Origin of the sequence: Micromonospora sp. NBS 11-29 (genome assembly GCF_002140155.1) — a bacterium.
Taxonomy (GTDB): Bacteria; Actinomycetota; Actinomycetes; order Mycobacteriales; family Micromonosporaceae; genus Micromonospora.
On record NZ_NAPR01000031.1, the window covers coordinates 36,650 to 61,092 of the forward strand.

At 73.2% G+C, this 24,443-nt stretch carries 19 protein-coding genes; 11 read left to right on the forward strand and 8 right to left on the reverse strand.

The features are described 5' to 3' along the window. Positions 1-100 precede the first annotated feature (100 nt). From B1205_RS27140 to B1205_RS27145, 3 genes are all read left to right on the forward strand, one after another. Complete coding sequence (locus tag B1205_RS27140) at positions 101-1,780, forward strand: ABC transporter permease (RefSeq protein ID WP_441338581.1); 1,680 nt, start codon at positions 101-103, stop codon at positions 1,778-1,780. Beyond that, positions 1,668-2,528, forward strand: coding sequence for an ABC transporter permease (locus B1205_RS32580; protein ID WP_254910249.1), 861 nt, complete (start codon positions 1,668-1,670; stop codon positions 2,526-2,528). Before B1205_RS27140 ends, B1205_RS32580 begins: the two co-directional genes overlap by 113 nt. Before the next feature lie 167 nt (positions 2,529-2,695). Next, complete coding sequence (locus B1205_RS27145) at positions 2,696-4,126, forward strand: cellulose binding domain-containing protein (protein ID WP_254910250.1); 1,431 nt, start codon at positions 2,696-2,698, stop codon at positions 4,124-4,126. A gap of 944 nt (positions 4,127-5,070) precedes the next feature. On the opposite strand, the gene B1205_RS27150 is transcribed toward B1205_RS27145, so the two are convergent. Further along, complete coding sequence (locus B1205_RS27150; protein ID WP_176308826.1) at positions 5,071-6,570, reverse strand: ATP-binding protein; 1,500 nt, start codon at positions 6,568-6,570, stop codon at positions 5,071-5,073. A gap of 286 nt (positions 6,571-6,856) precedes the next feature. Between B1205_RS27150 and B1205_RS27155 the strand changes: the two genes are divergently transcribed. The 5 genes from B1205_RS27155 to B1205_RS27175 all read left to right on the forward strand — a co-directional run bounded on the left by B1205_RS27155 (position 6,857) and on the right by B1205_RS27175 (position 10,925). Next, a complete protein-coding gene (locus B1205_RS27155) occupies positions 6,857-7,318 on the forward strand; it encodes a hypothetical protein (protein ID WP_089158189.1) in 462 nt (153 codons plus the stop codon). Between the two features lie 193 nt (positions 7,319-7,511). Beyond that, positions 7,512-8,249 carry an alpha/beta fold hydrolase gene (locus B1205_RS27160; RefSeq protein ID WP_217809888.1) on the forward strand — a complete coding sequence of 246 codons (738 nt, stop codon included), beginning with the start codon at positions 7,512-7,514 and terminating at the stop codon, positions 8,247-8,249. A gap of 14 nt (positions 8,250-8,263) precedes the next feature. Further along, the gene (locus tag B1205_RS27165; RefSeq protein ID WP_089158190.1) at positions 8,264-9,118 is read left to right on the forward strand and encodes an alpha/beta hydrolase; all 855 of its coding nucleotides are present in this window, start codon (positions 8,264-8,266) and stop codon (positions 9,116-9,118) included. 20 nt (positions 9,119-9,138) lie between these two features. Continuing rightward, positions 9,139-9,936 carry an alpha/beta hydrolase gene (locus B1205_RS27170; RefSeq protein ID WP_089158191.1) on the forward strand — a complete coding sequence of 266 codons (798 nt, stop codon included), beginning with the start codon at positions 9,139-9,141 and terminating at the stop codon, positions 9,934-9,936. 50 nt (positions 9,937-9,986) lie between these two features. Further along, on the forward strand, positions 9,987-10,925 hold the full coding sequence (locus B1205_RS27175) for an alpha/beta fold hydrolase (RefSeq protein WP_089158248.1): 939 nt from the start codon (positions 9,987-9,989) through the stop codon (positions 10,923-10,925). A gap of 63 nt (positions 10,926-10,988) precedes the next feature. Here the strand turns inward: B1205_RS27175 and B1205_RS27180 are convergent, their stop codons facing one another. From B1205_RS27180 to B1205_RS27195, 4 genes are all read right to left on the reverse strand, one after another. Beyond that, the gene (locus B1205_RS27180; protein WP_217809889.1) at positions 10,989-13,817 is read right to left on the reverse strand and encodes an AfsR/SARP family transcriptional regulator; all 2,829 of its coding nucleotides are present in this window, start codon (positions 13,815-13,817) and stop codon (positions 10,989-10,991) included. A gap of 181 nt (positions 13,818-13,998) precedes the next feature. Next, positions 13,999-15,057: an MBL fold metallo-hydrolase gene (locus B1205_RS27185; protein ID WP_089158193.1), complete on the reverse strand. Its 1,059-nt coding sequence runs from the start codon at positions 15,055-15,057 to the stop codon at positions 13,999-14,001. 115 nt (positions 15,058-15,172) lie between these two features. Then, positions 15,173-19,612 carry a caspase, EACC1-associated type gene (locus B1205_RS27190; protein ID WP_089158194.1) on the reverse strand — a complete coding sequence of 1,480 codons (4,440 nt, stop codon included), beginning with the start codon at positions 19,610-19,612 and terminating at the stop codon, positions 15,173-15,175. Beyond that, positions 19,599-19,988 (reverse strand): effector-associated constant component EACC1, encoded by a 390-nt coding sequence (locus B1205_RS27195; protein WP_089158195.1) that lies wholly within the window; start codon positions 19,986-19,988, stop codon positions 19,599-19,601. The genes B1205_RS27190 and B1205_RS27195 overlap by 14 nt, the downstream gene beginning before the upstream one ends. A 725-nt stretch (positions 19,989-20,713) precedes the next feature. Between B1205_RS27195 and B1205_RS32585 the strand changes: the two genes are divergently transcribed. Both B1205_RS32585 and B1205_RS27205 read left to right on the forward strand, forming a co-directional pair. Continuing rightward, on the forward strand, positions 20,714-20,953 hold the full coding sequence (locus tag B1205_RS32585) for a hypothetical protein (RefSeq protein ID WP_254910251.1): 240 nt from the start codon (positions 20,714-20,716) through the stop codon (positions 20,951-20,953). Then, positions 20,950-21,303: a transcriptional regulator gene (locus tag B1205_RS27205; RefSeq protein WP_089158196.1), complete on the forward strand. Its 354-nt coding sequence runs from the start codon at positions 20,950-20,952 to the stop codon at positions 21,301-21,303. Before B1205_RS32585 ends, B1205_RS27205 begins: the two co-directional genes overlap by 4 nt. Here B1205_RS27205 and B1205_RS30135 read toward each other — a convergent pair. Together B1205_RS30135 and B1205_RS27210 are read right to left on the reverse strand one after the other, a co-directional pair. Continuing rightward, positions 21,293-21,439 (reverse strand): hypothetical protein, encoded by a 147-nt coding sequence (locus B1205_RS30135; RefSeq protein WP_176308827.1) that lies wholly within the window; start codon positions 21,437-21,439, stop codon positions 21,293-21,295. The genes B1205_RS27205 and B1205_RS30135 overlap by 11 nt on opposite strands. Positions 21,440-21,516: 77 nt before the next feature. Next, complete coding sequence (locus tag B1205_RS27210; RefSeq protein WP_089158249.1) at positions 21,517-22,287, reverse strand: hypothetical protein; 771 nt, start codon at positions 22,285-22,287, stop codon at positions 21,517-21,519. 222 nt (positions 22,288-22,509) lie between these two features. Between B1205_RS27210 and B1205_RS27215 the strand changes: the two genes are divergently transcribed. Beyond that, positions 22,510-22,896 (forward strand): hypothetical protein, encoded by a 387-nt coding sequence (locus tag B1205_RS27215; protein WP_089158197.1) that lies wholly within the window; start codon positions 22,510-22,512, stop codon positions 22,894-22,896. Between the two features lie 65 nt (positions 22,897-22,961). Here the strand turns inward: B1205_RS27215 and B1205_RS27220 are convergent, their stop codons facing one another. Next, positions 22,962-24,443, reverse strand: coding sequence for a family 43 glycosylhydrolase (locus tag B1205_RS27220; protein ID WP_089158250.1), 1,482 nt, complete (start codon positions 24,441-24,443; stop codon positions 22,962-22,964).

Genomic DNA, 24,443 nt, shown 5'->3' on the forward strand with positions numbered 1-24,443 from the left:
GGCGTGGCGCACCATCAGCCGACGCCGGGGCGGTTTCGCCGGCTCGTTCGTCGCGATCGTCGCGGGCTCGGCCCTGATCACCGCCTGCGGCACCCTGCTCGTGTCCGGCCTCGGCACGGGCGTGCCGCCCGAGCGGTACGCGGGTGCGGCGGTGGTCGTCGCCGCCCGACAGTCCTTCCGGCTGGACGAGAGTTCCGAGGTCCGCTACCGCGAGCGGGTCACGCTGCCCGCCGGCACGGTCGGCCAGGTCGCGGCGGTGCCCGGCGTCGCGTCCGCCCTCGGCGACGTCGACGTCGCGCTCTCCCTGCTGGACGCGCACGGTGACGTGCCGGGCGGCGGTGACGCCGTCCCGCTGCTCGGGCACGGCTGGTCCGCCGCGGCGCTCGGGCCGTTCCGGATCCGCGCGGGCCGGGCACCCGCCGCGCCCGACGAGGTGGTGCTCGACGACGCACTCGCCGACCGCAACGGCCTGACGCTCGACGCGACCGTACGGATCATGGCCCGCTCGACACCGTCCGCCTACCGCGTGGTGGGCATCGCCGCGCCCCCGGGCGACCGGTTGGCGCGGCAGTCGGCCGTCTTCTTCTCCGACGACCGGGCGCGCACGTTGTCCGGCCGCCCGGACCGGGTGGACGCCATCGGGGTGCTCGCCGCGCCCGGCGTCGCGCCGGGGGCGCTGGCCGCGCGGATCAGGGCCGCCGTGCCGGAGGTGGTGGTCCACACCGGCGCGGGCCGGGGTGACGTGGAGTTCCTGGACGTGGGCGACGCCCGCTCTCTGGTGGTCGAGACGGCGGCGTCCTTCGGCGGCACGATGGTGTTGATCGTGGTCTTCGTGGTGGCGAGCACGCTGGCGCTGTCGACGCGGCAGCGCCGGCGCGAACTGGCGCTGCTGCGCGCGATCGGCGCGACGCCCCGGCAGATCCACCGGATGATCGGCGCCGAGACGACGCTGGTGGCCCTGGCGGGCGCGGTGGTCGGCGCGGGACCCGGCATCGCGCTCGCGGTCGTGATGCGCGAGGTGTTCGTCCTCGCGGGTGCGATGCCGCCGGACTTCCCGCTGCGGACGGGCGTGCTACCCGTTCTCGCCGCGCTGGCGCTCTGCCTGGTCAGCGCCCGGATCGCCGGCTGGCTGGTGGCCCGCCGGGCGACCCGGGTCAGCCCGGTCCAGGCCCTCGGTGAGGCGGCGGTCGAGCCCGGGCGGCCCGGCCGGATCCGGGTGGTCATCGGTCTCCTGCTCATCCCGCTGGGGCTGCTGCTGACCCTCGGCGACGTCGCGCCGGCGGGCGACTCGGTCCCCGACACCGCGGCGAGCGCGGTGCTGCTGTTCGTCGTGGCGCTCGGGTGCCTCGGGCCCATGCTGCTGCGCGGCCTGCTGCTGCCGTTCGGCCGGCTCCTGAACCCGCCGACGTCGGCCGGCGGCTGGCTCGCGGCGNTGGCGTCGACTCAGTTCGGCCACCACCCCGCTGGCCATGGGCGTCGCCCTGGCCGCCGTGCAGGTGTGCGGCGCCGCCACGTCGATCGCCGGCGCGCAGCGGCAGGTCACCGACGGGTTGCGGGCCGACCGGGTGCTCACCGCCGGGTCCGGGACCGGGGTGGCCCCGCAGGTCACCGACGCCGTACGCGGCGCGGCGGGCGTGACCGCGGTGACGCCGGTCGCGCGTACCCAGGTGCTGCTGACGTTCGCCGCCGAGGACGGCGTCGCCACCCGGCCCTACGCCGCGCAGGGCGTTTCGCCGGCAGGGCTCGCGCAGACCATGGACCTGGCGGTGCGCGAGGGTGACCTCTCGCGTCTGACGGGCGAGACGGTCGCGTTGAGCCGGATCGCCGCCCGGACCACCCGCGCGAAGGTCGGTGACACGATCGCGCTGCACCTCGGCGACGCGACACCGATCGAGCCACGGGTGGTGGCGATCTACGAGAACGGCCTGGGGTTCGGCGACGTCACCCTGCCCCACGATCTCGTCGTCGCGCACACCACCGCGCGGGTCGACACCGCCGTGCTGGTCCGGGCCGCGGGCGGGACCGACGCCGGGGCGCTCACCGAGGCGCTGCGCCACGCCGTCCGGCCCTATCCGACGGTACGGGTGGGGGGCCGCGCGGACCTGCTGGCCGCCCCCGGCGCCGGCGGCGCGGGCGACGGGGTGCTCAACCTGCTGTTCCAGACCATCCTGCTGGCCTACCTCGCCATCGCGGTGGTCAACACGCTGGTGCTGGCGACGACGGCGCGGGCCCGCGAGTTCGCGCTGCTGCGGCTCGTCGGCGCCAGCCGTCGCCAGGTCCGCGCGACGACCAACGGCGAGGCCCGGATCGTGGTCGTCACGGCGCTGCTGTTCGGCACGCTGGCGGCGGCCCCGCCGCTGGTCGGCCTCAGCGCCGGGCTGACGACGTCGCCGGTCCCCCGTGTCCCCGTCGGCGGCCTCGCCGCGATCGTGGCCCTGACCGTCGCGCTCTCCTGGGGCGCGATCACGACCGCCACCCGACTCACGATGCGCCGGGTGCCGATCGACGTCATCGGCGGCCGCGAATGACGCCCGGCCGAACCGCCGGCAAGGTGACTCCTGCCGGACGTCCTGCCTGTCCCTCGACATCGGACGTTGCTTGACTCAGCGTCATGACTCACATTCGGAAAGCGATCACCCGTTCGGTGGTCGTCGGGGCAGTGATCGGTGCGACGGCACTCATCGGTCCTCCCTCCGTGTACGCAGGGTCGAGCCAGCCGGAGGCGGCCGGGACCGCCCGGTCCCTCCTCGACCTCATCCCGGCGCGGACCGTCGACCGGATGGTCGCGCAGGCCCCGCTGGTCGACGCGGCCAACGTCATCCGCACCGCGGTGGACCGGTCGCCGGCCCGCGGTTACGCCGGCATCGGACTGGTCGGCGACCACGTCACCCTGTGGTGGAAGGGCACGCCGCCCACCGACATCGCCGCCGCCGTCACCGCCGCCCGCCGCACCGCGCCGGTCGAGGTGGCCGGCGCCACGTACTCCCGCGCCGAACTGCGCCGGGCGGCCGCCCGGCTCACCCCGGCGGTGGAGGCCGACCCGGCGGGCGCCGGCCACGCGGTCCGGCTGCGCACCGACGGCAGCGGCATCGAGATCGCCGTCGACGACACCCGGGGCGCCCGGCTGCCGAAGCTGCCGGACACCGGCGTCCGCACCAGCGTCGTGACACGCGAGCGGATGGTGCCACGGTCACGGGCCAACGACGCCGCGCCGTTCGACGGCGGTGCCGGGATCGGCTTCACCACGCCCGGATGCACCGCCGGCTTCGGCGTGCGCAACGCGACCACCAACGCTGGCTACGTCCTCACCGCCGAGCACTGCGGCGCCATCGGCTCGCCCTGGCACGTCGGCTGGAACACGACCACCGGCACCGGCACGCTGGTCGGGTACGCGGTCGACAGCAACGACGACCACGACACCATGATCATCTCGACGTCGTCGCCCGGCGGCCACATCTACGTCGGCGGTCAGCACGACGAGGTCCGCGCCCAGGTGGTCGGCTGGACCCAGGTCTTCCCCGGCCAACTGCTGTGCCAGTCCGGGTACACCTCCGCGGGCGAGCTGGGCGGGCCCGTCTGCAACCTGCGCGTCGACTACCACTACGACGACATCGAGGACCTCGTCGAGGCCACCCAGCTCGACGGCGACGAGGCGGCCCGGGGCGGGGACAGCGGCGGCCCGGTCTACGCGGTCAACGCCAACGGCACCGTGCTCGCCGCCGGCACCACCACCCGGTCGGCGGGCCCGGGCTTCGGGTTCCAGGACTTCGCCACCGCCCGTGACGACTACGGCAACCTGGTGCCGGCCACGGTCACCGCCAGCACCTGCCGCGTCTCCTTCGTGGTCACCAACTCCTGGAGCACCGGCTACTCCGCCAGCGTCACCGTCTACAACGACGGCCCGTCCGTCACCGGGTGGTCGTTGGGCTGGACCTTCCCCGGCGGGCAGATCGTCCAGGGCCACTGGAACGGCGTCTTCCAGCAGACCGGCGCGGCGGTGACCGTCACCAACGAGGGCCACAACGCCACCATCCCGACCGGCGGCGCCGTCAACCTCGGCTTCACCGCGGACGGCTCCCCCGCCGTGCCCGCGCCGTTCACCCTCAACGGCACCACCTGCAACTGACCCCCTCCACGCGACACCGGGCCCCGCCGCATCGCCGGCGGGGCCCGGTGCCGTCGGGTCAGGACCCGGCCAGTTCGCGTCGCAGCGTCGCGCGCAGGGTCCGCACCTCGGGGGCGTCCAACTCGCCGCACCGGTCGAGCGCCCGCCGGCGCAGTCGGCGGGCGTCGGCGGCCCGGNCGCCGCGAGCGCGGACAGGGTCTGCGCCTCCCACCATGGGCAGGACAGCGCGGCGTACAGGGCCAGCGCCTCCCGCAACGCCTCGGCCGCCGCGTCGACCTCACCCAACGCGTCGAGCGCGAGCCCGTAGCGGTGCACGGCGTTCGCCTCACTGAACGTCGCGCCGCAGCGGTGGAACACCCGCCGGGCGCGGGCGTACACGTCCGCGGCGTCCCGCCACCGGCCCATCCCGGCCAGATCGGCGCCGAGGCTCATCATCGCGCCGGCCCGGGCCACCGCCGCGCCGGTCCGACTGAGGCCGTTGCCCCGGGCGTAGAACGCCAGCGCGGCGCGGTGCAACTCGGCCGCCTCGGCGTACCGGCCGAGGGTGGCCAGCGCCGCGCCCTGCACGCTCGCCGCGCTCTGCTCGCCGAGGGCGTACCCGATCTCGCGGAACAGGCCGACGGCCCGGCGGCAGTGGTCGACGGCCGCCTCGGCGCGGCCGGTCCGGACCTGGATCGCGGCCAGGTAGCTCAACGCCCACGCCTCCTCCCGGCGGTCCCCGATCCGCCGGGCCAGGTCCAACGCCCGGGTCAGGGCGGCCAGCCCGTCGGTGTTGCGGTCCCGGCAGAAGTACCGGGCCCAGCCGAGGAAGTTCAGCAGTGCCGCCTCGTCGCGGTGGCTGCCGGCGGCCTGGGCCGCGGCCACTCCCAGCGAGAAGATCTCGTCCCAGGAGTGCCGGTGGCTGGTGGCGTCGGAATACCAGTGCAGGGCCCGCGCGACCGCGATCACGTCGGCGTGCCGACCGCGCCGGGCCGCGTCGCGCAACGCCGCCAGCCAGTTGCCGGACTCCGGTCCAGCCAGGCCGCCGCCGCCCGGTCGTCGTCGAACGGGGAGTCGGACCGACAGGCGGCAGGCTCGAACATCGCACCGGCCTGCCGGGTACGCCGCAGCAGCCAGTCGACCATCCGGTCGTGGGCCCTCGTCCGGCTGGCCGGTCGTTCCTCCGCGTCGAGGCGCTCCTGGGCGTAGAGCCGCACCAGGTCGTGGAACTGGTAGCGGTCCCCCAGGGTCAGCAGGACCCCGGCCTCGACCAACTCCTCCAGCGCCACCGCCGCGGCCACCTCGTCGGTGCCGGCCACGGCGGCCACCAGCGCGGGCGCGAAGTCGGTGCCGGGAATCAGCGAGGCCCGCCGGAACACCCGCGCGGTCGTCGGGTCCAGTTGCCGGTACGACACCTCGAACGCGGACCGGACGTCCAGGTCGCCGGCGGTCAGCACGGTCAACCGCCGACGCTGGTCGCGGAGCAGGTCCACCAGTCGGCCGACCGACCACTGGGGTCGGCTGGCGAGACGGTTGCCGGCGATCCGGAGGGCCAACGGCAGCCGCCCGCAGAGCGTGACGAGCTGGTCCGTGGCGGCCGGGTCGGCGGCGATCCGGTCGGCGCCGACGATCGCCGTGAGCAGCAGGCGACCGGCGGCCGGGACGAGCAGGTCGAGCGGCTCGCGGACGGCACCGGCCAGACCGGCCAGCGGGCGTCGGCAGGTGACCAGCACGAGGCATCCCGGCCCGGCCGGCAGCAGTGGGCGTACCTGCGCCTCGTCCGCGGCGTTGTCCAGGACCACCAGCAGCGACCGGTCCCGGGTGAGGGTGCGGAACAGACCACCCCGCTCGGCCGGTGACACCGGCACCCGGCCGTCCGGCACCCCGAGCGACCGCAGCAGGCCGGCCAGCGCCTCGGCCGGCTCCACCGGCCCGGCAGGCGGGGCGCCGTGCAGGTCGACGAAGAGCTGCCCGCCGGCGAAGGCCGGGCCGAGCCGATGTCCGGCCGCGACGGCGAGGCTGGTCTTGCCGATCCCCGGCGGCCCGTGCAGCACCACCACCGAGGCGGTGCCCGGCCGGCCGGCGACGACGTCGTCGGCCAGCGCCGAGAGCCGGTCCTGGATCTCCGCCCGGCCGGCCAGGTCCGGCAGCGGGGCGGGCAGTTCCCCGGGTACGACCACCGCCGGGCGGTCGTCCGGCGCCCCGGGGCGGTCGTGGAGTTGCCGCTCGGCACGGGCCAGGCCGACGAAGCGGTCGCGGTCCGCCCCGGCCAGTCGCAGGGCGTCGGCGAGCAGCACCACCGTCCGGCGTTGCGGGCTGCGCACCCGACCACGTTCCATCTCCCGGATCCCACGGACGCTGGAACCGGCGGCCTCGGCAAGCTCCTCCTGGGTCAGTCCCCGCTCCCGACGCAGCCCTCTGAGCACGTCGCCGAACCGGTCACGCTGCACCTGACCTGTGGGCATACCGCCCCCACCACCCAACGCCGACGTCACGTAAAGTGCATAGATGCTCGCACGAGAGTGACGATCAACGGAGTGGCGCACACAGATTGTGATCATTGCCATGTCGAACGGTGACGATCCGTCAGCGTCGTTCCGAGTCCGGCCTCGGGCCCGCCTCGCTGTTGTAAAGCGGTTGTTCATCTCCCGGAAAGCCTCGCGGACAGTAGGCCCGAGGCGTGGGCCGATACGGTGATCGAAATCGATCGACGACGGGGGCGCAATGCGTATTCATCAGTTCGTGCGGTCCATGGTGGCGGTAGTCGCCGGGGCCTCGGCAGTTCTGGGGTTCGCCACACCGGCCCTGGCCCAGTCCAACGAGAGCTGGTATCGGGTCGGCGGGACCGAGGCACAACGCAACACCATCGATCTCGGGGTGAGTGTGTCCCTCTACGACGACCTCGTGAGCCTGAAGACGGACGTAATGTTCGGCAGCGCGGCGACGTCCGCCACCGGCTGCAAGATCACCGGGTGGCTGATCCTGCGCAACTGGGGCCAGACGAGCACCTGGGAGGGGCCCCGCAACACCTTCGACTGCCGATACTCCCTCGACACCGCGGGCACCGCGATCGTGCACTGGTGGCAGAACTGGTCGGGCTACACCAGCGCTCAGGGCGCGAGCGGCCGGGTGTGCGTCGACCTCTACTACAACGGGTCCTCCTCGTCCGGGTGGCAACGTTGCTACACCGGCCCGGTGGTCTGGGAGAACTGAGGCGCCATCGGACCGACAGACGGGCGCTTTCCACGCGCGGTCACGAACCGCGCGTACCTTCGCCGGCACGCCGAACTGGCGGGCCGGNGTATGGATCGGACGATCGCGCCGCTCGCGGCGTCGTCACTCTTTCATCACTGATCTCGCGTCGGGGTCCGCCTACCGTCGGTTGACATCGAGATGGAGGTGAGAAGTGACGAACGGATCCGAGCGCACCGGGGAAGGGCTGACGGTCGTCCTGGTGCACGGCGCGTTCGCGGACGCGTCGAGTTGGGCGGCCGTCGTGGCGCAGTTGCTGGCAGCGGGTCTTGACGTGCGGGCGGTGGCGAACCCGTTGCGAGGACTGACCGCGGACGCCCGCTACGTCGCGGACCTGGCTTCGGACGTGCCGGGGCGGGTACTGCTGGTGGGCCACAGCTACGGCGGCGCGGTGATCACCAACGCCGCCGGGCAGATCGGCAACGCGGTCGGCCTCGCGTTCATCACCGCGTTCGCGCCGGAGCAGGGCGAGAGCCTGACCGCGATCGTCGAGCAGTTCCCGGCCACGCTGATGGGGCCGGCCCTACGGCGGCGGATGGTACGCGCCGAGCACGGTGACCGGGTGGCCGAGTTGAGCATCGACCGGTCGCAGTTCCCGGTGGTCTTCGCCGCCGACGTGGCCGCGTCGACCGCCGCGGTGATGGCCGCCAGCCAACGGCCGATCGCACTGCCCGGTTTCACCGAGGCCTCCGGGGAACCGGCGTGGCGGGCGCTGCCGTCCTGGTACCTCGTGGCCACCGACGACCAGGCCATCCACGTCGACGCGCAGCGCCACATGGCACGCCGGGCCGGTTCGCACCTCGCCGAGACGGCCGGCTCCCACGCCGTCATGGTCTCCCAGCCCACCGCCGTCGCGGACGTGATCCTCACGGCCGCGCGCACGCTTCAGTGAGAGGAGTTCCGACCATGAGCAGCGCCAACGCCTCCCGCCGGACCGTACTGACCGGACTGACCGGGCTGGCGACCGTCTCGGCCGCCGCAGGTCTCGGCATCGTCACGCCGGCCGCGCCCGCGCGGGCCGGGACCGACGCCTCCGCCCGACCCGACCGCGGCGAACGGCCGACCGTCGTGCTGGTCCACGGCGCGTTCGCCGACGCATCCGGCTGGAACCGTGCGGTACGGCACCTGCAGCACGACGGGTTCCCGGTCGTCGCGGTGGCCAACCCGCTACGCACGCTGACCGGCGACGCCGCGTACCTGACCGCCGTGCTCGCCTCGATCACCGGTCCGATCATCCTGGTCGGGCACTCGTACGGCGGAGCGGTGATCACCAATGCCGCGACCGGGATCCCGAACGTCAAGGCACTGGTGTACGTCGCCGCCTTCGCCCCCGACCAAGGGGAGACCGCGCTCGCGCTCAGCGCCGGGGGCGCCCTGCAGGACGCGGTCGCCGGCGTCCCGGTCCCCGCCCCGGGCGGCGGCACCGAGGTGGAGCTGTCCATCCGACCGCAGGAGTTCCGGAAGGTGTTCATTAGCGAGGTCGACCCCACCACGGCGCTGGCCATGGCGGCGACGCAGCGCCCGATCACGCTGACCGCGCTGGGCTCGCCCTCCGGTCCACCCGCCTGGCGGAGCATCCCGTCGTGGTACGCGGTGTCCGGTGCGGACCGGGCGATCCCGCCGGCCTCGCAACGGGCCATGGCCAGGCGGGCCGCATCACGCACGGTCGAGGTCGCCGACGCCTCGCACGCGCACTTCGTCACCCACCCGCACGTCGTCGTCGACCTGGTCCGTGGCGCCGCCCGCGCCACGGCCCGCTGACCGCAATCCGAGGAGCCAACGTGACCACTCCGACCCCCGTCATCTTCATCCACGGACTGTGGCTGCACGCCACCTCCTGGACGCCCTGGCTGGACCTGTTCCGCGACGCGGGCTACGAACCGAGCGCGCCGGGCTGGCCCGGCGACGCGGACACCGTCGAGGCGACCCGCGCCGACCCGGACCGCCTCGCCGACCACGGCATCGACGACGTCGTCGCGCACTACGGGAACATCATCGACCAACTCGACACCAAGCCGATCCTGATCGGTCACTCCTTCGGCGGGATGATCGCCCAGAAGCTGCTCGGCCAGGACCAGGCCGCCGCCGCGGTCGCGATCGACGCCGCCCAGATCAAGGGCGTGCTGCCGCTGCCCCTGTCGGCGCTGCGCGCCACGCTGCCGGTGTTCAAGAACCCGGGCAACCGGCACCGGGCGGTGTCGCTGACCGCGGAGCAGTTCCGGTTCGCGTTCGGCAACGCGATTCCCGAGGCCGAGTCCCAGGAACTCTACGACCGGTGGACGATCCCCGCGCCGGGCAAGCCGCTCTTCGAGGCGGCGGCGGCCAACTTCGACCCGCACTCACCGGCCAAGGTGAACACCGCCAACGAATCGCGCGGCCCGCTGCTGCTGATCACGGGCGGCAAGGACCACACCGTCCCGGAGGCGGTCACCCGCGCCACCCTCAAGCAGTACCGGCACTCCAGCGCGGTCACCGACATCCTCGACTTCCCGGACCGGGCGCACTCGCTGACCATCGACAGCGGTTGGCGTGACGTCGCCGACGCCAGCCTGGCGTGGCTCAAGGGGCAGTCGCTGTGAGGGCCGCCGGAGTACGGCCCCGCCACCTCGGACTGCTGGCCGTGACCGCGATGCTGGCGCTCCTCGCGCCGACCGCAGCCGCGGGCCGGGACCACACAACCGTCGCCGCCGGCCCGGAACCCCGGGTGCCGTCCGGGTTCACCGAGCAGAAGACGATGGTCGGCGACGTCGGGATCAACTACGTGCGCGGTGGGCACGGGCCGACCCTGGTCCTGGTGCACGGATTCCCCCAGACCTGGTACGAGTGGCGCGAACTCCTGCCGGAACTCGCCCGCCACTACACCGTGATCGCGCCCGACCTGCGCGGGGCCGGCCGCAGCGACGCCCCGGCCGGAGGCTACGACAAGAAGTCCATGGCGGCCGACATCCACGACCTTCTGGTCAAGCTCGGCCTGGACCGCGACATCCGGCTGGTCGGGCACGACATCGGCACCATGGTCGCCTACTCCTACGCCGCCGCCCATCCCCGGGACGTGACGAAGCTGGTCCTCAGCGAGGCGCCCATCCCGGACCCCGGCCTGTACGACTTCCCGGCGCTGACCGAGCGGGGCCCGGGGGTCTGGAACTTCGGCTTCTTCTCCCTGACCAACGGCCTGCCCGAACAGCTCGTCGACGGACGCGAGGAGCTGTGGGTGGACCGGTTCACCGACTCCATCGAGGTCCGCAAGGACGCCATCGGGCCGGCGGAGGTGCGGGAGTACGCCGGGTACCTGCGCGACGACGCCCACCTGCGGGCGAGCTTCGAGTGGTTCCGGGCCTTCCCCACCGACATCGCCGACAACGACCGGTACGCCAGGCGGAAGCTCCCCATGCCGGTGCTGGCGATCGGCGCCGACAACAGCCTCGGCAAGTCGGTGCCGAAGCAGGTCAGGCGCTACGCGACCGACGTCACCGGCGCCGTGGTCGAGGACTCCGGCCACTGGATCTACGAGGAGCACCCGGCCGAACTCACCCACCTCCTGCTCACCTTCCTGGCCCGCCCGCGCTGAGACCCGAGCACCACCGGCCGGCCCCGGCGTACGTCGGGGCCGGCCGACCCGTCCGCGGCCTGATCACCGGCCGGTGCGCGGGGCCGGGTCGAGCTTGGCGCCGACCCGGTCCACGGCCGGGTCCCGCAGGTCGGCCAGGATCGCCGACGCCTGCCGCCAGGCGCCACGGGCGGCGTCGAGGTCACCCGCGTCGCGGTACACGTCACCGAGCCGGTCGAGGGTGACCGCCTGCGGGTGCAGGTCGCCGACCTCGCGACGCAGGTCGGCCGAGCGCCGGTACGCGTCGATCGCCTGCCGGTGGTGGCCGAGCTGCTGGTGGGCGTAGCCGAGACTGTCCCAGGTGGCCGCCTCACCCCGGGTGTGCCCGAGGCCGTCGAGCAGGGCGATCGCGCGTTCGCAGTGCGCGATGCCCTGTCGGTGGTCGCCGGACAGCGCGTACGTCCAGCCGATGGTGTTGTGGGTGAGCGCCTGCCGCCGGCGGTCGCCCACCGCCTCGAACAGCGACAGGGCCCGCTGGGAGCTGGCCAACGACTCCGCGTACCGGCCGGCCTTGTCGAGCACGTTGGCGAGCCGGCGCAGCGCGGACGCCTCACCGGCCTGGTCACCTCGGCCCGCGTACAGCTCGACGGCGTACCGCTGGCACCGGACCGCCTCCGTCGTCCGCCCCACCGCGTCGGCCGCCATGGCGAGGCCGCTCGACGAGTGCGCCCGCGCGACGGGATCGGCCACGCGCTCCGCGGCCCGCGCTCCGATCGTGGCGAGCGCGTACCAGTCGTCCCACCGCCCGCGCCGGTCGAGGAACTCGGTCAGCAGGCAGGGCAGTTGCCAGGCGTGTGCGTCGAAGCCGGCGCGCTCGGCCCGCCGTACCGCCGCGATCAGCGCCGGCAGCTCCCGGACCAGCCACGCCTCCGCCTGCCCGCCGTCGGCGAAGGTGTCGACCACGACGCCCGGCCGCGCCTCGTCCGGTGGATGGGGCTCGTTGAGGCTGGTCGACCGGCAGGCGGCGTGCGCGGTGTGCAGGTAGTGGTCGAGCACCCGGTGCAGTGCCTCGTGCCGCTGCTCGTCGGTCTCGACGGCGTGCAGGACTTCGGTGGCGTAGGCGCGCAGCAGGTCGTGGAAGGCGTACCGGCCGGGTAGCGCCGACACGACGAGGTTGGCCCGCACCAGTTCGGCCAGCCCCGCCCGGGCCTGGTCCGGCGACATGGCGGCGAGGCTGGCGACGGCGGCCACCCCGACCTGGGCCACCTCCGGGTGGAGCGCGAGCAGCCGGAACAGCCGTGCCGCGTCCGGGCTCAACGTCTCGTACGACCAGGAGAAGACCGCCCGGGCGTCGACCGCCGCCTCCGGGCCGGCGAACCCGCGGAGGCTGCCGTGTGCGTCGCCGAGGTCGGCGGTGATCGCCGACAGCGGGAACCCCTGGTTCGTGACGGCGTGCGCCGCCACGATCGCCAACGCCAGCGGCAACCGACCGCAGCGGGCGATGATCTCCTCGACCGCCTCCGGCTCGGCGGTCACCCGTCGTGTCCCGAGCCGCCGCGCCAGGAGGTCCCGGCTCTCCGCCACCGACAGCAGGTCGAGCGGGAGCGGGTGGGCACCGTGCGTCGCCACCAGGCCGGAGAGCTGGTTACGACTGGTCACCAGCACCAGGCAGCCGGCCGCGCCCGGCAGCAGGGGTACGACCTGATCCACGTCCCGGGCGTTGTCCAGCACGACCAGCACCCGCCGGCCCGCCAACCGGCTCCGGAACAGCGCCGCCCGCTCGTCCAGCCCGGCCGGTACGGACTGCGGCGGCACGTCGAGCGCCTCCAGGAACCCGAGCAGCGCCCGCTCCGGGGTCAGCACCACCCCCGACGGGTCGAAGCCGCGCAGGTTCACGTAGAGCTGACCGTCGGGGTAGCGGTGCGCGAGTTGGTGGGCGAGGTGCACCGCCAACGTCGTCTTGCCGACGCCCGCCATGCCACCGATCGCGCTGATCACCACCGTCGCGGCCCGCTCGTCGCCGGAATGCAGCCGCAGGGCACGCGCCAGTTCGGCCCGCCGGCCGACGAACGTGGCGGGGGCGGCCGGTAGCTGTGCCGGTCGGGGCCGTGGCGCCGGCTCCGGCGGGCGGACGCCGGAGCGCGCCACGGTGCCGCGCAGGACCATCGCGTGCGCCGAGGCCAGCTCGACGCCGGGGTCCACGCCCAGTTCGTCGGCCAACCGCGCCCGGACCCGCTGGTGGACGGCGAGGGCTTCGGCCTGCTGCCCGGCCGCGGCCAGGGCGAGCATGAGCCCGGCGTGCAGTGGTTCGTCGAGCGGGGCGCGCACCACCGCCTCCCGCAACGCCGGCAGCAGGCGGTGGACCTGCCCGGCGCGCACCCCGGCGTCGGCCGCGTCCCGCGCGGCGGCCAGGAACTCGCGCTCCACGGCCGCGAAGACCGGATGGGCCCGGGCCTCGGGGTCGATCCCCGCCGCGCACCCACCGTGCCACAGCTCCAGCGCCTCGGCGAACAGGGCAGCCGCGCGCCCGGCGTCGACGTCCACCGCCTGGCGTGCCCGCCGGGCAAGCTCACGGAACCGCAGGACGTCGACGGCGTCGGAGGCGGCGTCCAGCCGGTAGCCGCCCGCCGACCGCACCAGCCACCGGCCCGCCGACCGCACCGGCAGGTCGGGCTCCAGCAGCCGACGCAGCACACCGACGTGGCGGTGCACCACGTTCACCGCGGTGCTCGGCGGATCGTCGCCCCACAGCACGTCGACGATCTCACCGAGGCCGACCGGCTCCCCGGCCCGCACCAGGAGCGACGCCAGCACCGCCCGCTGCTGCGGTGCGCCCAGGACGATCTCCTCGGCGCCCCGCCAGGCGCGCACCGGCCCGAGAACCGCGAACCGTACCTCGCCCTCGGACGACAACCGCACCACCTCCGTTGCGCCGTTCGCGGCGCCGAAGCGTCCGTGCGGCGCAAACGCCATCGACCGCCCGCACGATGACTGCGCGGGTTCAGGTCGACGCCGGGAGTGACACTATCGGCATCCGGGCACACCCGCCGCCCTCGACGCCGGTCGATTTCGCGTGCGCCGCGCCCGGCCGAGGTCAGGGCCGGATGCCGAACGGACCGAGCAGGCCCGCGTCGATGCGCAGGTATTCCAGCATGCTGAACGCGTTGTCGACGGTGAACACGTCGACGGCGCCGAGCCGGCCGGCGTACTCCCGCACCACCGGCTCGGCGGCCTGCGCCGCTGCCGCGTCCAGGTACGCCTTGAAGATCGCCCACGAGTTGCCCTCCGGGCCGTACCGGTCGAAGAACGGCGTCGGGTCGAGCGAGGCGATCGTCGCGCGGGCGCTGCGCTCCAGGTCGGCGACGTAACTCCGCTGCACGTCACCGTCGGCGCGGGTGCCGAGACGGCCGAGGTGACCGCCGACGAACGTGGTCCACGGCAGACCCATGATGACCGCGTGCATCCGCTTCCACCCGGCGACGTCCTGCGAGACGGCCAGGTTCCGGAACGGCACCCAACCGGGGTAGAGCACGTCCACCACCATCAGCGTCGACTGCCGTGGCGCGTGGATGACGATGTTGTCCGGCGAGTGGTTCGGGCCGTGGTAGGAGAGGTCCAGGCGCTCCCCACCGACCCGCAGCTCGTACCGGTCGTCGAACGTGACGGTCGGCAGGGGCCGGTTGTCGTCGCCCGCCTCGCGCAGCAGGCGGCGTGTCTCCACGTGCGCCACCCGCTCCACCCCGCGGCCGAAGAGCGCGGCGGCGCCGATGTGGTCGGCGTGGGAGTGGGAGTAGACCAGATGTGTCACCCGGTTGGGCCGACCGGCGGGCAACGTCGCGGAGTCGATGGCCCGTTGCAGGTTGCCCCCGATCGTGGGCGGTGCGTCGACCAGCACGACTCCCTCGCGGGTCGACAGGAACATCGCCTGGTAGAAGCCGTCGGTCACCCAGTGCAGGTCGCCCCGGATCCGGCCGACGTGGTAACCGTCCGCGTTCAGCGCCGGCCCCACCGACCCGGACGGAATCGGCAGGTAGCCGGGGAGCCCGGGGGTGGCGGCCCGCGCGGTCGCCGGCCTCAACAGACCGGCGGCCGGCACCGCGGACAGCGCCGCGAGCAACGCCCGACGGCTCGACAGATGACGAACGAGTTCCACGGTACGTCCTTCCGTAGCGGTCACCGGCGGCCAGGCTGACCCCACCGGTGTGCGGCGACGCTACCGAGAGAGAAGTGTCGATCCTGTGCCGATCCAGTGCCGAGGAGGTCGGCCGTCAGCAGGTGCGGTGGTACGGGAGGTCGCCGATCGTCTCCGTCCACTGCTCGGCGTCCAGGCCTCGGACGACGACGGCGCAGGCCTGTCGCACCGGGTCGTCGAGAATCGCCGCGATCTGGCCCAGTTCGACGGTCTTGCTCTCGTTGACCGCGACCGTCCCCGACCGGGAGTCGAGTTGCTGCCCGCCGTTGAGCAACGCGACCACGTTCACGCCGTCCAGGGTCGCGGCGAGGTATGCCGGCTGGTCGGGGTGGAGCGTCCACAGCTCGGTGGCCCGATCGTCGCCGACGAGGGCAAACGTCCCCTCGGGGCTGATCGCGACCGGGACCACGGGCAAGGAGCCGATCTTGCCGATGCCGGTGGCGGTCCGCCGGTAGACGTCAGTGGTGCCGCTGGACTGGCCGGACGGCTTATCGAGGACGAACCGTTGCGTGGCGTCCATGGCGAGGGACCGGTCGTCGCCGACCCGGCGCAGCGGCGCCGGTCCGCCCGCTGCCGTGAGGTCCCACCAGGTGGAGCCGTCGACGGCGCTGCGGCCGTCCGCCGAGACGCCGACGACATAGCCGTTTCCCAGCCGCGTGAGCAGCACCGGATGCGCGGGGTCGCTGACGTCGTAGACCTGGCCCTCGTCCTCGCCGGGCCGCTCCGTCCTGCCGGCGATGAGGCGACCGTCCTCGCTGACGCTCTGGGCGTACAGGCCGTCGATGTGGCCGAGCGCCACGGGCCGGTCCAGGTCGCGGATCCCCCAGATCGTCGTACCCGGGGGATCCCCGCCCGCACCTCTGCAGCAGGTGGTGATCAAGGTTTGCGCGCGCTCGCTCAGGCCCACGACGTGACCGTCCAGCAGCGTGGCCGCGGGGGTCAGGGCGCCGTCCTCGGCGATCCGGTAGAGGCGGAACCGGTCCCGGTCCTGGGTGGAGATCTGGTCGTCGGCGCCGATCACGCCCCGGGTGTCGATCACCCGGACACCCGGCGCGCGACGGTGTTCGATCGGCCGGAGGCGATCCAGCACCGCCCACCGCCGAACCGCGCCGTCGTCACCGCCGGTGTAGAAGGCCGAGGAGTCCCGCCCGGTGAAGCCCACGGCCGTGACCACGCCGCTGTTGACCACGGACCCCACCCGCTGGGCCCGTTCGGGTGAGCCGACGTCCCAGATCACAGCGGTGGTGTCGGAGCGGGCGGCGGTGACCAGATAGCGGCTGTCCGGGCTGAAGGAGGTGACCCAGAGGTTCCCGACGTGTCCGGCCAGCACGCCGACCCGGCGGTACCGTCCGCCGGCGGGCTGCCAGAGCAACGCGGTGCCCCGGCTGCTCCCGGTGACCAACACCCCGTTCGGCGCGAACGCGACCGTCCACACCGGCCCCGGGTGCCCGGGTAGCTGCCCGGCCCTGCGCGGCTTGCGCGGGTCGTCGATGTTCCACAGCGTCGCGCTGGTGCCCGAGCTGCCGGTGACGAGCGAATGCCCGTCGGGGCTGAACGCGGCCGACCAGACCGGACCGTCGTGGCCCGGCATCTCGCCGACCCGGACCGGCCGGTCCGGCCTGGACAGGTCCCACAGGGCCGCGCGACCTCGGACACCCTCGTCGGGAGAACCACCACCGGTCACCGCGAGCTTCCGCTTGCTGTCGTACGCGACCGTCCAGGTGTGGTACTCGCTGTTGTCGTCACGTCCGTTCGCGCGGGCGGGCAGCGGGGCCAGCAGGACGGGACGGCTCGGGTCGGCCAGGCTCCACACCATGTTCGCGTCGAGCAGCAGCCGCCCGTCGGTGCTGAGCGCGACCGCGTAGACCTCCGGCGCGTAGACGTCACGGCCCGACGGATAGGTCAGATCGGCCAGGTGCTTCGGCTGGGCGGGGTCGCTGGTGTCCCACACCTGGGTCGCCGCGTCGAGACCCGCCCGGACGGTGATCCGACCGTCCGCGCTGGAGGCGATGCCCCGCACCTCCTGCAGCCTGCTATCACCGGCGGCCTGCCGGTCCGCGACCAACACGTCCGGGAACTCGCCGATGAACTGGGAGTCCAGCAACGCGCGCAGCAGTCCAGCCCGGCTGTCGCCGTCGGGGCGCAGCGCGTACGCCGCGAGGCTGAGCCGCAGCGCGGCGGCCGGGTCGTCGTCCCGCAGCGACTGCGCCCGGGACAGCAGTAGGTTGATCCTCGCCTCCCGGGCCTGACTCTGCGCGCGCCGGGCCGACCAGGCGGCCAGGACTCCCGCCCCCACGGCGAGCACCAGGAGCACGGCCATGGCGGCGGTGACCCGGCGGCGCAGGGTCGCGCGACGCCGTACGGCCCGCCGCTCCGCCTCCTGCTGCGCGATGCTCAGGGCCAGGAACTCCCGCGGCAGCGGGCCCAGTCCCTCGACCTGGCCGGACTTCTCGGCCCACTCCCGGGCGGCGTCCAACCGCGCTCCGGCGTAGAGCGCGCGGGGCTCCCGGCCGCCGCGTTCCCACTCCACGGCCGCGTCGCTGATCTGCTGCTGGACCAGCAGTGCGGCGCGGTCGGTGTTGATCCACAGCCGCAGCGTCGGCCACGCGTACAGGAGCGCCTCGTGGGTGATCTGGACGGCGTCGTCGGTCACGGTCAGCAGGCGGGCGTTCGGCGCGGCGAACGCCGTGACCACCTCCTCCAGTGGCGCTCCGGCCGGGAACTCCCGCTCCAACGTGTGCCTCGGCACCCGCCTGCGGGTGTCGTCGGCCCCGTCGCCGATCCGCACGAGTCGACGCATGAGCCGTTCGGCGGTCGCGGCCTGCGCCTCCCCCAGTCCGCCGAACACCCGGTCGGCGGTGGCGCCCAGGGCGCCGCTGATCCCGCCGGTCGCCGTGTAGTCCGCCACCGTGAGGATGCCGTCGCGATGCTGCTGCCAGGTCGCGAGCAGCGCGTGTGACAGCAGTGGCAGGCGCCCGGCCTCGGCCACGCTCTCGCCGTCGCCGTGCCGATGGTCGGCCAGGTCACCCAACAGGACGTCGACCAGCTCGTCGGCGACCGTCAGGCCCACCTGCTCGGCCGGGCGCAGGATCACCGAGCGCAGCTCGTCGGTGCTCATCCGCCCCACCACCGTCAGCCGCCGTCGCAGCGCGTCGGCCAGCACCGGGTACTCGGCGCCACGGCCGACGAAGTCGGCCCGGCACGCCAGCATCACCAGGGCACGCGGGACCTCCCCGGCCGCGAGCAGGTGCAGCGCCGACAGGAACGCCTGCCGGTCCTCCTCGTCGGAACACTCGTTGAACAGGTCTTCGAGCTGGTCGACGACGATGACGAAGCGCTCCCGGGGATCGACCACCGCCGGCAGCCAGTCCCGGCCGCCGGCGCGTATCTCCGCCGCGAGGGCGGTCTCGTCGGCGCCGGTCAGGTCGGCCAGCAGGGCGGCGAGCCGGCGGGTGGGGGTCGCCGTGGGCGTGATCACGTCGACCCGCCACGACGCCGAGCCGGCGAGGTCCAGGCCACCGCTCCTGATCGCCGGCAGCACACCGGCCCGCAGCAGCGAGGACTTGCCCGCACCCGAGACGCCGACAAGCAGGTCGATGCCCGGATCGTCGTAGCTGGCCCGCAGCGTCGCGCACACCTCGGCGGTCAGCCGTTCCCGGCCGTGGAACCAGGCCGCGTCGCCGGGTTCGAAGGCGTCCAGGCCCTTGTACGGGCAAATCAGCGGTCGGCTCGGCGGCGTCGTCGCGGTCGCCGGCCGCGCGTCGGTCCGGCGCCGGTAGCGGGGATTGGTGCAGAGCTGGAGCGTCGCGGCGCCGTCGGTCTCGCGCCGTCGTGGCCGAGGCAGGCCGGCCGCCGGGAGCACCACCCCCAGATGCTGATGTACGTCGTGCAGCGTCAGCACCTCCGGCAGACTCGCGTCGCCGTGGCGTAGCAGGTCGATCAGGCGGGCGCCGAACGCCGTGTACTCCTCGTCCGGGGGCGCCCACGCCAGCTCGTCCGGCCCGGCGGAGGTGAGGACGAAGCCGCCCTCGATGGCGGTGATGTTCGCCAACTCCTCACCCGGATCGCCCAGCGCGTCCCGCGCGGCGTCCCCGGAGTGACAGCAGTCGACGATCACGACCAGCGGACGAGCCGGGCTGGCCAGCAGCAGTTGGCGGAGGTTCTCGTACGGGAACGCGGTGTGCGCCAGGTAGACCGGGCGGCTGTCGGTGCACCCGACCGCGACGTGCAGCCGCCCCGCCTGGTTGAGCAGGCCGTGCCCGCCGTAGTACACCAGCAGCGGGCCCTGCGCCGACTGGGACACGGCGGCGATCGCGTTTCCCAACTCGGTCGGTGTCCGCGGGTCGGTGACCAGGTGCAGACGGTCCTGCGGCAGCCCGCACCGCCGCACCAGTTGCCGACCGAGTTCGGCGGCGGTCCGCGCGGCGCTCGGCACCGGACGGAGGGTGGGCGAGTCGAACCGCCCGGCCGAGATCAGGACCGCGGAGGCGTCCGCGAGGAAGTCACTGCTGGTCATCGCCGTCCGCGGGTCGCGTCTCCAACTCCCGTCGGACCTTTTCGACCAGGGCCCGCAACTGCTCCTCCGTCAGACCCGTCACCTCGGCCGATCCGAGGGCCACCGGCGGGTTCGGTGGGATCGCGATCCGCACCTCCACCGGCGGGCCGCTGCGCCGTTGCAGCCAGCCGACGACGGCACCCACCACGACGCCCACCAGCGCGTCGAGGCCGTGCGTGAGCAGCGCGTCGGTGATCCCGCCGAGCGCGCCCTCCGGCACCTCACCCGGCTCGGCGAAGGAGACCCGACCGCGCAGCGGCGCGGGCTGCCGGAGCGCCTCGTACAGCTCGTGGACGCCGGTCGACCGGCCGTTCGTGTCGACACAGGTGATCAGCATGGTGTTCCTCCCAGGTCGACATTCGCATCCGGCCGCAAGCGAAGCACGACCGCGCCGGGAACCGTGGAGCCCAGGCACGCGGAGTGACACCGCGAAACGATACGGGGCGTCCACCCGTGCGGACTCTCGGCTACCGGGGGCGTCGTCGCAGCCGGTCGGCCGACGACAACTCACCGTTGAGGTGGAGTTCTTCCCTCGACCGGCGGGCGGAGCGTTGTCGGCACTAGCGCCGACAGGTTTGTTGTGCAAATCTATTGGCATGACAAGCGAACCGATCCCCGCCGGCGGCGATCCCCGCCGGCTGCTCTCCGACGTGCGTGCCCTCGCCCGACGCGTGCGTCTCGACCAACGGCTGACCTGGGCGGCGCTGCTGGTGCTGGCGGCGGTGACGCTCGCCGCGATCCCGTTCGACTGGTTCGGCATGGCGGTGGACTGCCGCCCCGACGGCGGCTGCACGTTCGCGCGCCGGGGCATGCTCTACTACTGGCCACCCGCGATGGTGCTGGCGTACGCCAGCATCGCCCTCTGCTACCTGCACGCCGCCCGGGCGCGGGGGGTGGGTGTGCGGGTGCTCCCGTACGCGATCACCGGGGCCGCGACGACGGTCGTGTTTCCCGCCGCCTGGCTGGCGGTGAACCTCTACTTCCAGCACCACCCGTACCCGGACCCGCCGCTGCCGTACTGGTTTCTCGTGCTGGACCGGCTGGGGAGGNATGCCCTGGGGCATGATCGGGGTGACGTTGCTCGTGCTGGCCTGGCTGGAGCGCAACGTCGGGTTGCTGCTGTTCACCGCCGGCTACCTGGCGTTGGTGCTGCTGGTGCTGCCGATGAACGACGGCTTCGACTCGCCCCACTTCGGAGTCCGGGCCGCGATGGCGGTGCCACAGCTCGTCGTCGGTCTCGTGCTGCTGCTGGGCGCGGCCGGCTTCGCGCGCGCCGCCCGACGCCACCGGCGTACCCGGTGACGGGCGGCACCGACCCGACGGCCACCCACCCCGCCCTCGGGCTCGACGACGTGGTGCACCAGCGGGTCCGGCTCGGCATCCTCACCATCGCGCACGAAGCGCGCCGCGTCGAGTTCGGCTATCTGCGCACCGAGTTGGACCTGACCGCCGGGAACCTCTCCAAACACCTGAGCGTGCTGGAGGAGGGTGGGCTGATCGCGGTGGAGAAGGGGTACGAGGGCCGGCGCGGCCGGACCTGGGTCACCCTCACCCCCGCCGGGGCGAGCGCGCTGGCCGACGAGATCCGGCGGCTGAAGCTGCTCATCGCCCGGGTCGAGACCACCGCGCGGCCCGGCGACGCTAGTCGGTGATCACCGGCCAGGCGTAGGCCAGCAGGGCGCACGCGGCACCGAGAAGGGCGAACGAGACACCGCGGCGGGGGATGGGCAGTGCGGCGAGCACGAGCAGGATCACCGCGACGACATAGAGCAACGCCTGCACCGACATGGCAGTCTCCTCGGGAGATGTGCTGATGGCGGTGCGATGTCTACCCCCGCCGGCCGGTTCGGGAAACCTCCGCCGGGTCAGCAGCCGAGTCGCGTACGGGAGAGGGCGATGTCGTCGATCCAGAGGTCGAACTCGCCCGGCGTCGTGCCGCCCTGGTAGAGCTGCCAGCCGATCTTCACCGTGTCGACAGTCGGCAGGACGAAGGGGACGTCGTTGCCACCGTGTTCGGTCGTGGAGGCGGTCAGCTCCGGGTTCGCCACGCCGTCGATCCACACCGCGACGCGGTTGTCCGTCGCGTCGATCTTCCACTCGACGCACTGCCAGGTGTCCTCGGTGACCGGGGCGGACTCCCGCCAGTTGGTCCAGTCGCCGGTCGGACCGCCGTCGGCGCCGATTCCCCAGAAGGTGCCGGGGACGGTGGGCGCGTACTGGCCGCCGATCGGGCGGACGACCTCCGTGCTGCCCGCACCGGTCGCCTCCACCAGCGTGAAGTGCGCCCAGTCGGGTGCGGTGGGGAAGGCGTCGACGCGCAGACGCATCCGACCGTAGAAGCGGTTGCCCGGCGCGGCGAAGTCGTCCACCCGCAGGAAGGCGCGTCCGTTGTCGACGGTGTGGACGTGCAACACCTGATTGCCGCGGGCGCGCTCGACGGTGAGCGTGCCGTGCCGGGTGTCGACACCCCACTTCACGGTGCTGGGCCCGCCGCGGGGCAGTCGCTCGAAGTCCTCACAAAAGAGCAGGCCACGGGGACACGAGCGGGCGGAGGCATCCGACGCGCCGGCTGGCACGCTGCCGGCCGTGGCGCCGAGGACCAGGGCGGCGGTGAACACCGCGAGAAGACTACGCATGGTCATCCTCCATGAGGGCTGGCCCGCCACGCGGGGTGGTCCAGCGGGAATCTCTCCGGACAGCCGGCACCGCGATGCTTTCCGTCCCGGGGCGGCCCGAGTCATTTCAGCACGACCGCATCCAATCGAGCAACATCAATTCCTCTCGCCCCCGCAAAGCTTGACCCGTCAACTTTCCCGCGATAGCCTATTTTCATTGACGCATATCGAAGTAGGTGGGTCATGCTGGGAAAATCGATCGCTCTCGCCGTGTCCGTCGCAGGAATGCTCATCGCCGCCCCCGCCGCCGCTTCGGCATCCTCCCACGCATCGAACGACATCTGGGGCCCCGGAAACTGCCCGCAGGGCATGCTCTGCGTCTGGCCGAACTGGAACCACCCGCCGGAAGGTCCCGTCGAGACTCCGTCTCTGGTGACCAACAGTGAGTGGTCCGGCAACGTGACAGCGTTCAACTTCTACAACCGCACCACCCGCAACGCCGAGATGAGCTGGTCGTACACGTATTTCGGAACGACCTACACCGGCACCGACTGCGTCCGCCCCGGCGAGGGAAACTACTATGTGCCCCTCACCGTCACGAAGGTGACCTGGCAGACGCGCATCTGCTGATGCTCCACGACAATTTGAAGTGCCGAAAGGCTGACCCGATGTCTCGGGCCAGCCTTTCGCGTCGCCTACTCAAGGTGGAACGTGGCCGAGGCGCGCTCGGCACTCGATGCGACCGCCTCCACATAGAGCAGACCGTCACGGTGCCGCACGTATCGTCCGGGGAAGTTCTGCGACTCCAGGGAGAGCCCGGCGCTGTCAGCGAGGCCGTTCTGCCGCCGGAAGCTCGCGTCGCCGTCGAACAGGGTCGACCCGTCGTCCCGCTCGACGTAGAGGGCGAAGGCGCGGTGGCGCAGGTAGTACCCGGGAAAGTTGGTCGACTCCAACGACACGGTCCCCGCACCGGCGAGACCGGGGACGATGCGGAACTGCGAGTCGGCCAGGTTGGTCACGTTCGGTTCGATCCGGGCCCGGTAGTCGTAGTGGCGGACGTAGCTGGCGGCCAGGTCGTGTGACCGCAGCCGGACCGGGGTGACCCCGTCGGCCACCGGGATGCCGAAGTTCGGCGTGCCGTCGGCGTTCCAGTAGAGCTTCTGGAGCCGGGTCCGGCGGTTCGGATCGTTGAGCGGGTCGCCGACGATGTCCCGGTAGTTGCGGTCGTGGTAGACCAGGATGTCGCTCTGCCCGTCCTCGGACACGGTGAAGGAATTGTGCCCGGGGCCGTACTGGCCCGTGGCCGCGTTGCTGGCGAACACCGGCGTCGGACTTTTGCTCCAGGCGGCGGCGTCCAGCAGGTTGGCGCCGGCGGCGGCGCTCAGCAGGCCGAGGCAGTAGTTGGCGTCCGTGGCGCTGGCCGAGTAGGTGAGGAACACCCGGCCGTTGCGCTGAATCACCGCCGGCCCCTCGGCCACCCGGTAGCCCCGGGTCTCCCAGTCGTACGTCGGCACCACCAGCCGGGTCACCGGACCGGTGATCTGCCACGGGTCGGCGCCCAGCCGGGCGAGGTAGACGTTGGAGTTGGTGGAGATGCCGGGCTCCTGCTGGGCCCAGGTCAGATACCGCACCCCGTTGACCACGAACGTCGAGGCGTCCAGGCTGAACGTGTCCCACGGCGTGGTGATGCGGCCACGTTCGGTCCACGAGCCGGACAACGGGTTCACACTCGCGTTCTCCAGCACGTACATCCGGATCCGCCACACGTCGTCGGTCCGGCCGGCGGCGAAGTAGACGTACCATTTGCCGTTGATGAAGTGGATCTCCGGGGCCCAGATGTGGGCGCCCATCTCCCCGCTGGCGTGACGGCTCCAGATCGTCGTCTCCGCGGCGGTGGAAAGTCCCTGCAGGGTGGCGGCCCGCCGGAGCACGATCCGGTCGTACTGCGGCACCGTCGCGGTCATGTAGTAGTAGCCGTCGGCGTGCCGGACGATGTGTGGATCGGCCCGCTGGTTCACCAGCGGGTTGGTGTAGTCCACCGCGGGCGCGGCCTGCGCGGGCCCCGCCACCGGCAGAACAGCCGACACGGCGAGCACGGCGAGCACGGCGGCCAGGAACGGCCGCGGGCGTCGGCGGGCTCGATCAGGTGACTGCGGCGCCCGATCCGTCCCTGCCAT

Excerpts from the sequence above, each read along its gene's own strand:
- B1205_RS27175 (WP_089158248.1), top strand. The coding sequence starts at position 9,987 with ATGCTGGCGCTCCTCGCGCCGACCGCAGCCGCGGGCCGGGACCACACA.
- B1205_RS27215 (WP_089158197.1), top strand. The coding sequence starts at position 22,510 with ATGCTGGGAAAATCGATCGCTCTCGCCGTGTCCGTCGCAGGAATGCTC.
- B1205_RS27155 (WP_089158189.1), top strand. The coding sequence starts at position 6,857 with ATGGTGGCGGTAGTCGCCGGGGCCTCGGCAGTTCTGGGGTTCGCCACA.
- B1205_RS27165 (WP_089158190.1), top strand. The coding sequence starts at position 8,264 with ATGAGCAGCGCCAACGCCTCCCGCCGGACCGTACTGACCGGACTGACC.
- B1205_RS27220 (WP_089158250.1), bottom strand. The coding sequence starts at position 24,443 with ATGGCAGGGACGGATCGGGCGCCGCAGTCACCTGATCGAGCCCGCCGA.
- B1205_RS27210 (WP_089158249.1), bottom strand. The coding sequence starts at position 22,287 with ATGCGTAGTCTTCTCGCGGTGTTCACCGCCGCCCTGGTCCTCGGCGCC.
- B1205_RS30135 (WP_176308827.1), bottom strand. The coding sequence starts at position 21,439 with ATGTCGGTGCAGGCGTTGCTCTATGTCGTCGCGGTGATCCTGCTCGTG.
- B1205_RS27195 (WP_089158195.1), bottom strand. The coding sequence starts at position 19,988 with ATGCTGATCACCTGTGTCGACACGAACGGCCGGTCGACCGGCGTCCAC.
- B1205_RS27150 (WP_176308826.1), bottom strand. The coding sequence starts at position 6,570 with ATGCCCACAGGTCAGGTGCAGCGTGACCGGTTCGGCGACGTGCTCAGA.
- B1205_RS32585 (WP_254910251.1), top strand. The coding sequence starts at position 20,714 with ATGATCGGGGTGACGTTGCTCGTGCTGGCCTGGCTGGAGCGCAACGTC.
- B1205_RS27190 (WP_089158194.1), bottom strand. The coding sequence starts at position 19,612 with ATGACCAGCAGTGACTTCCTCGCGGACGCCTCCGCGGTCCTGATCTCG.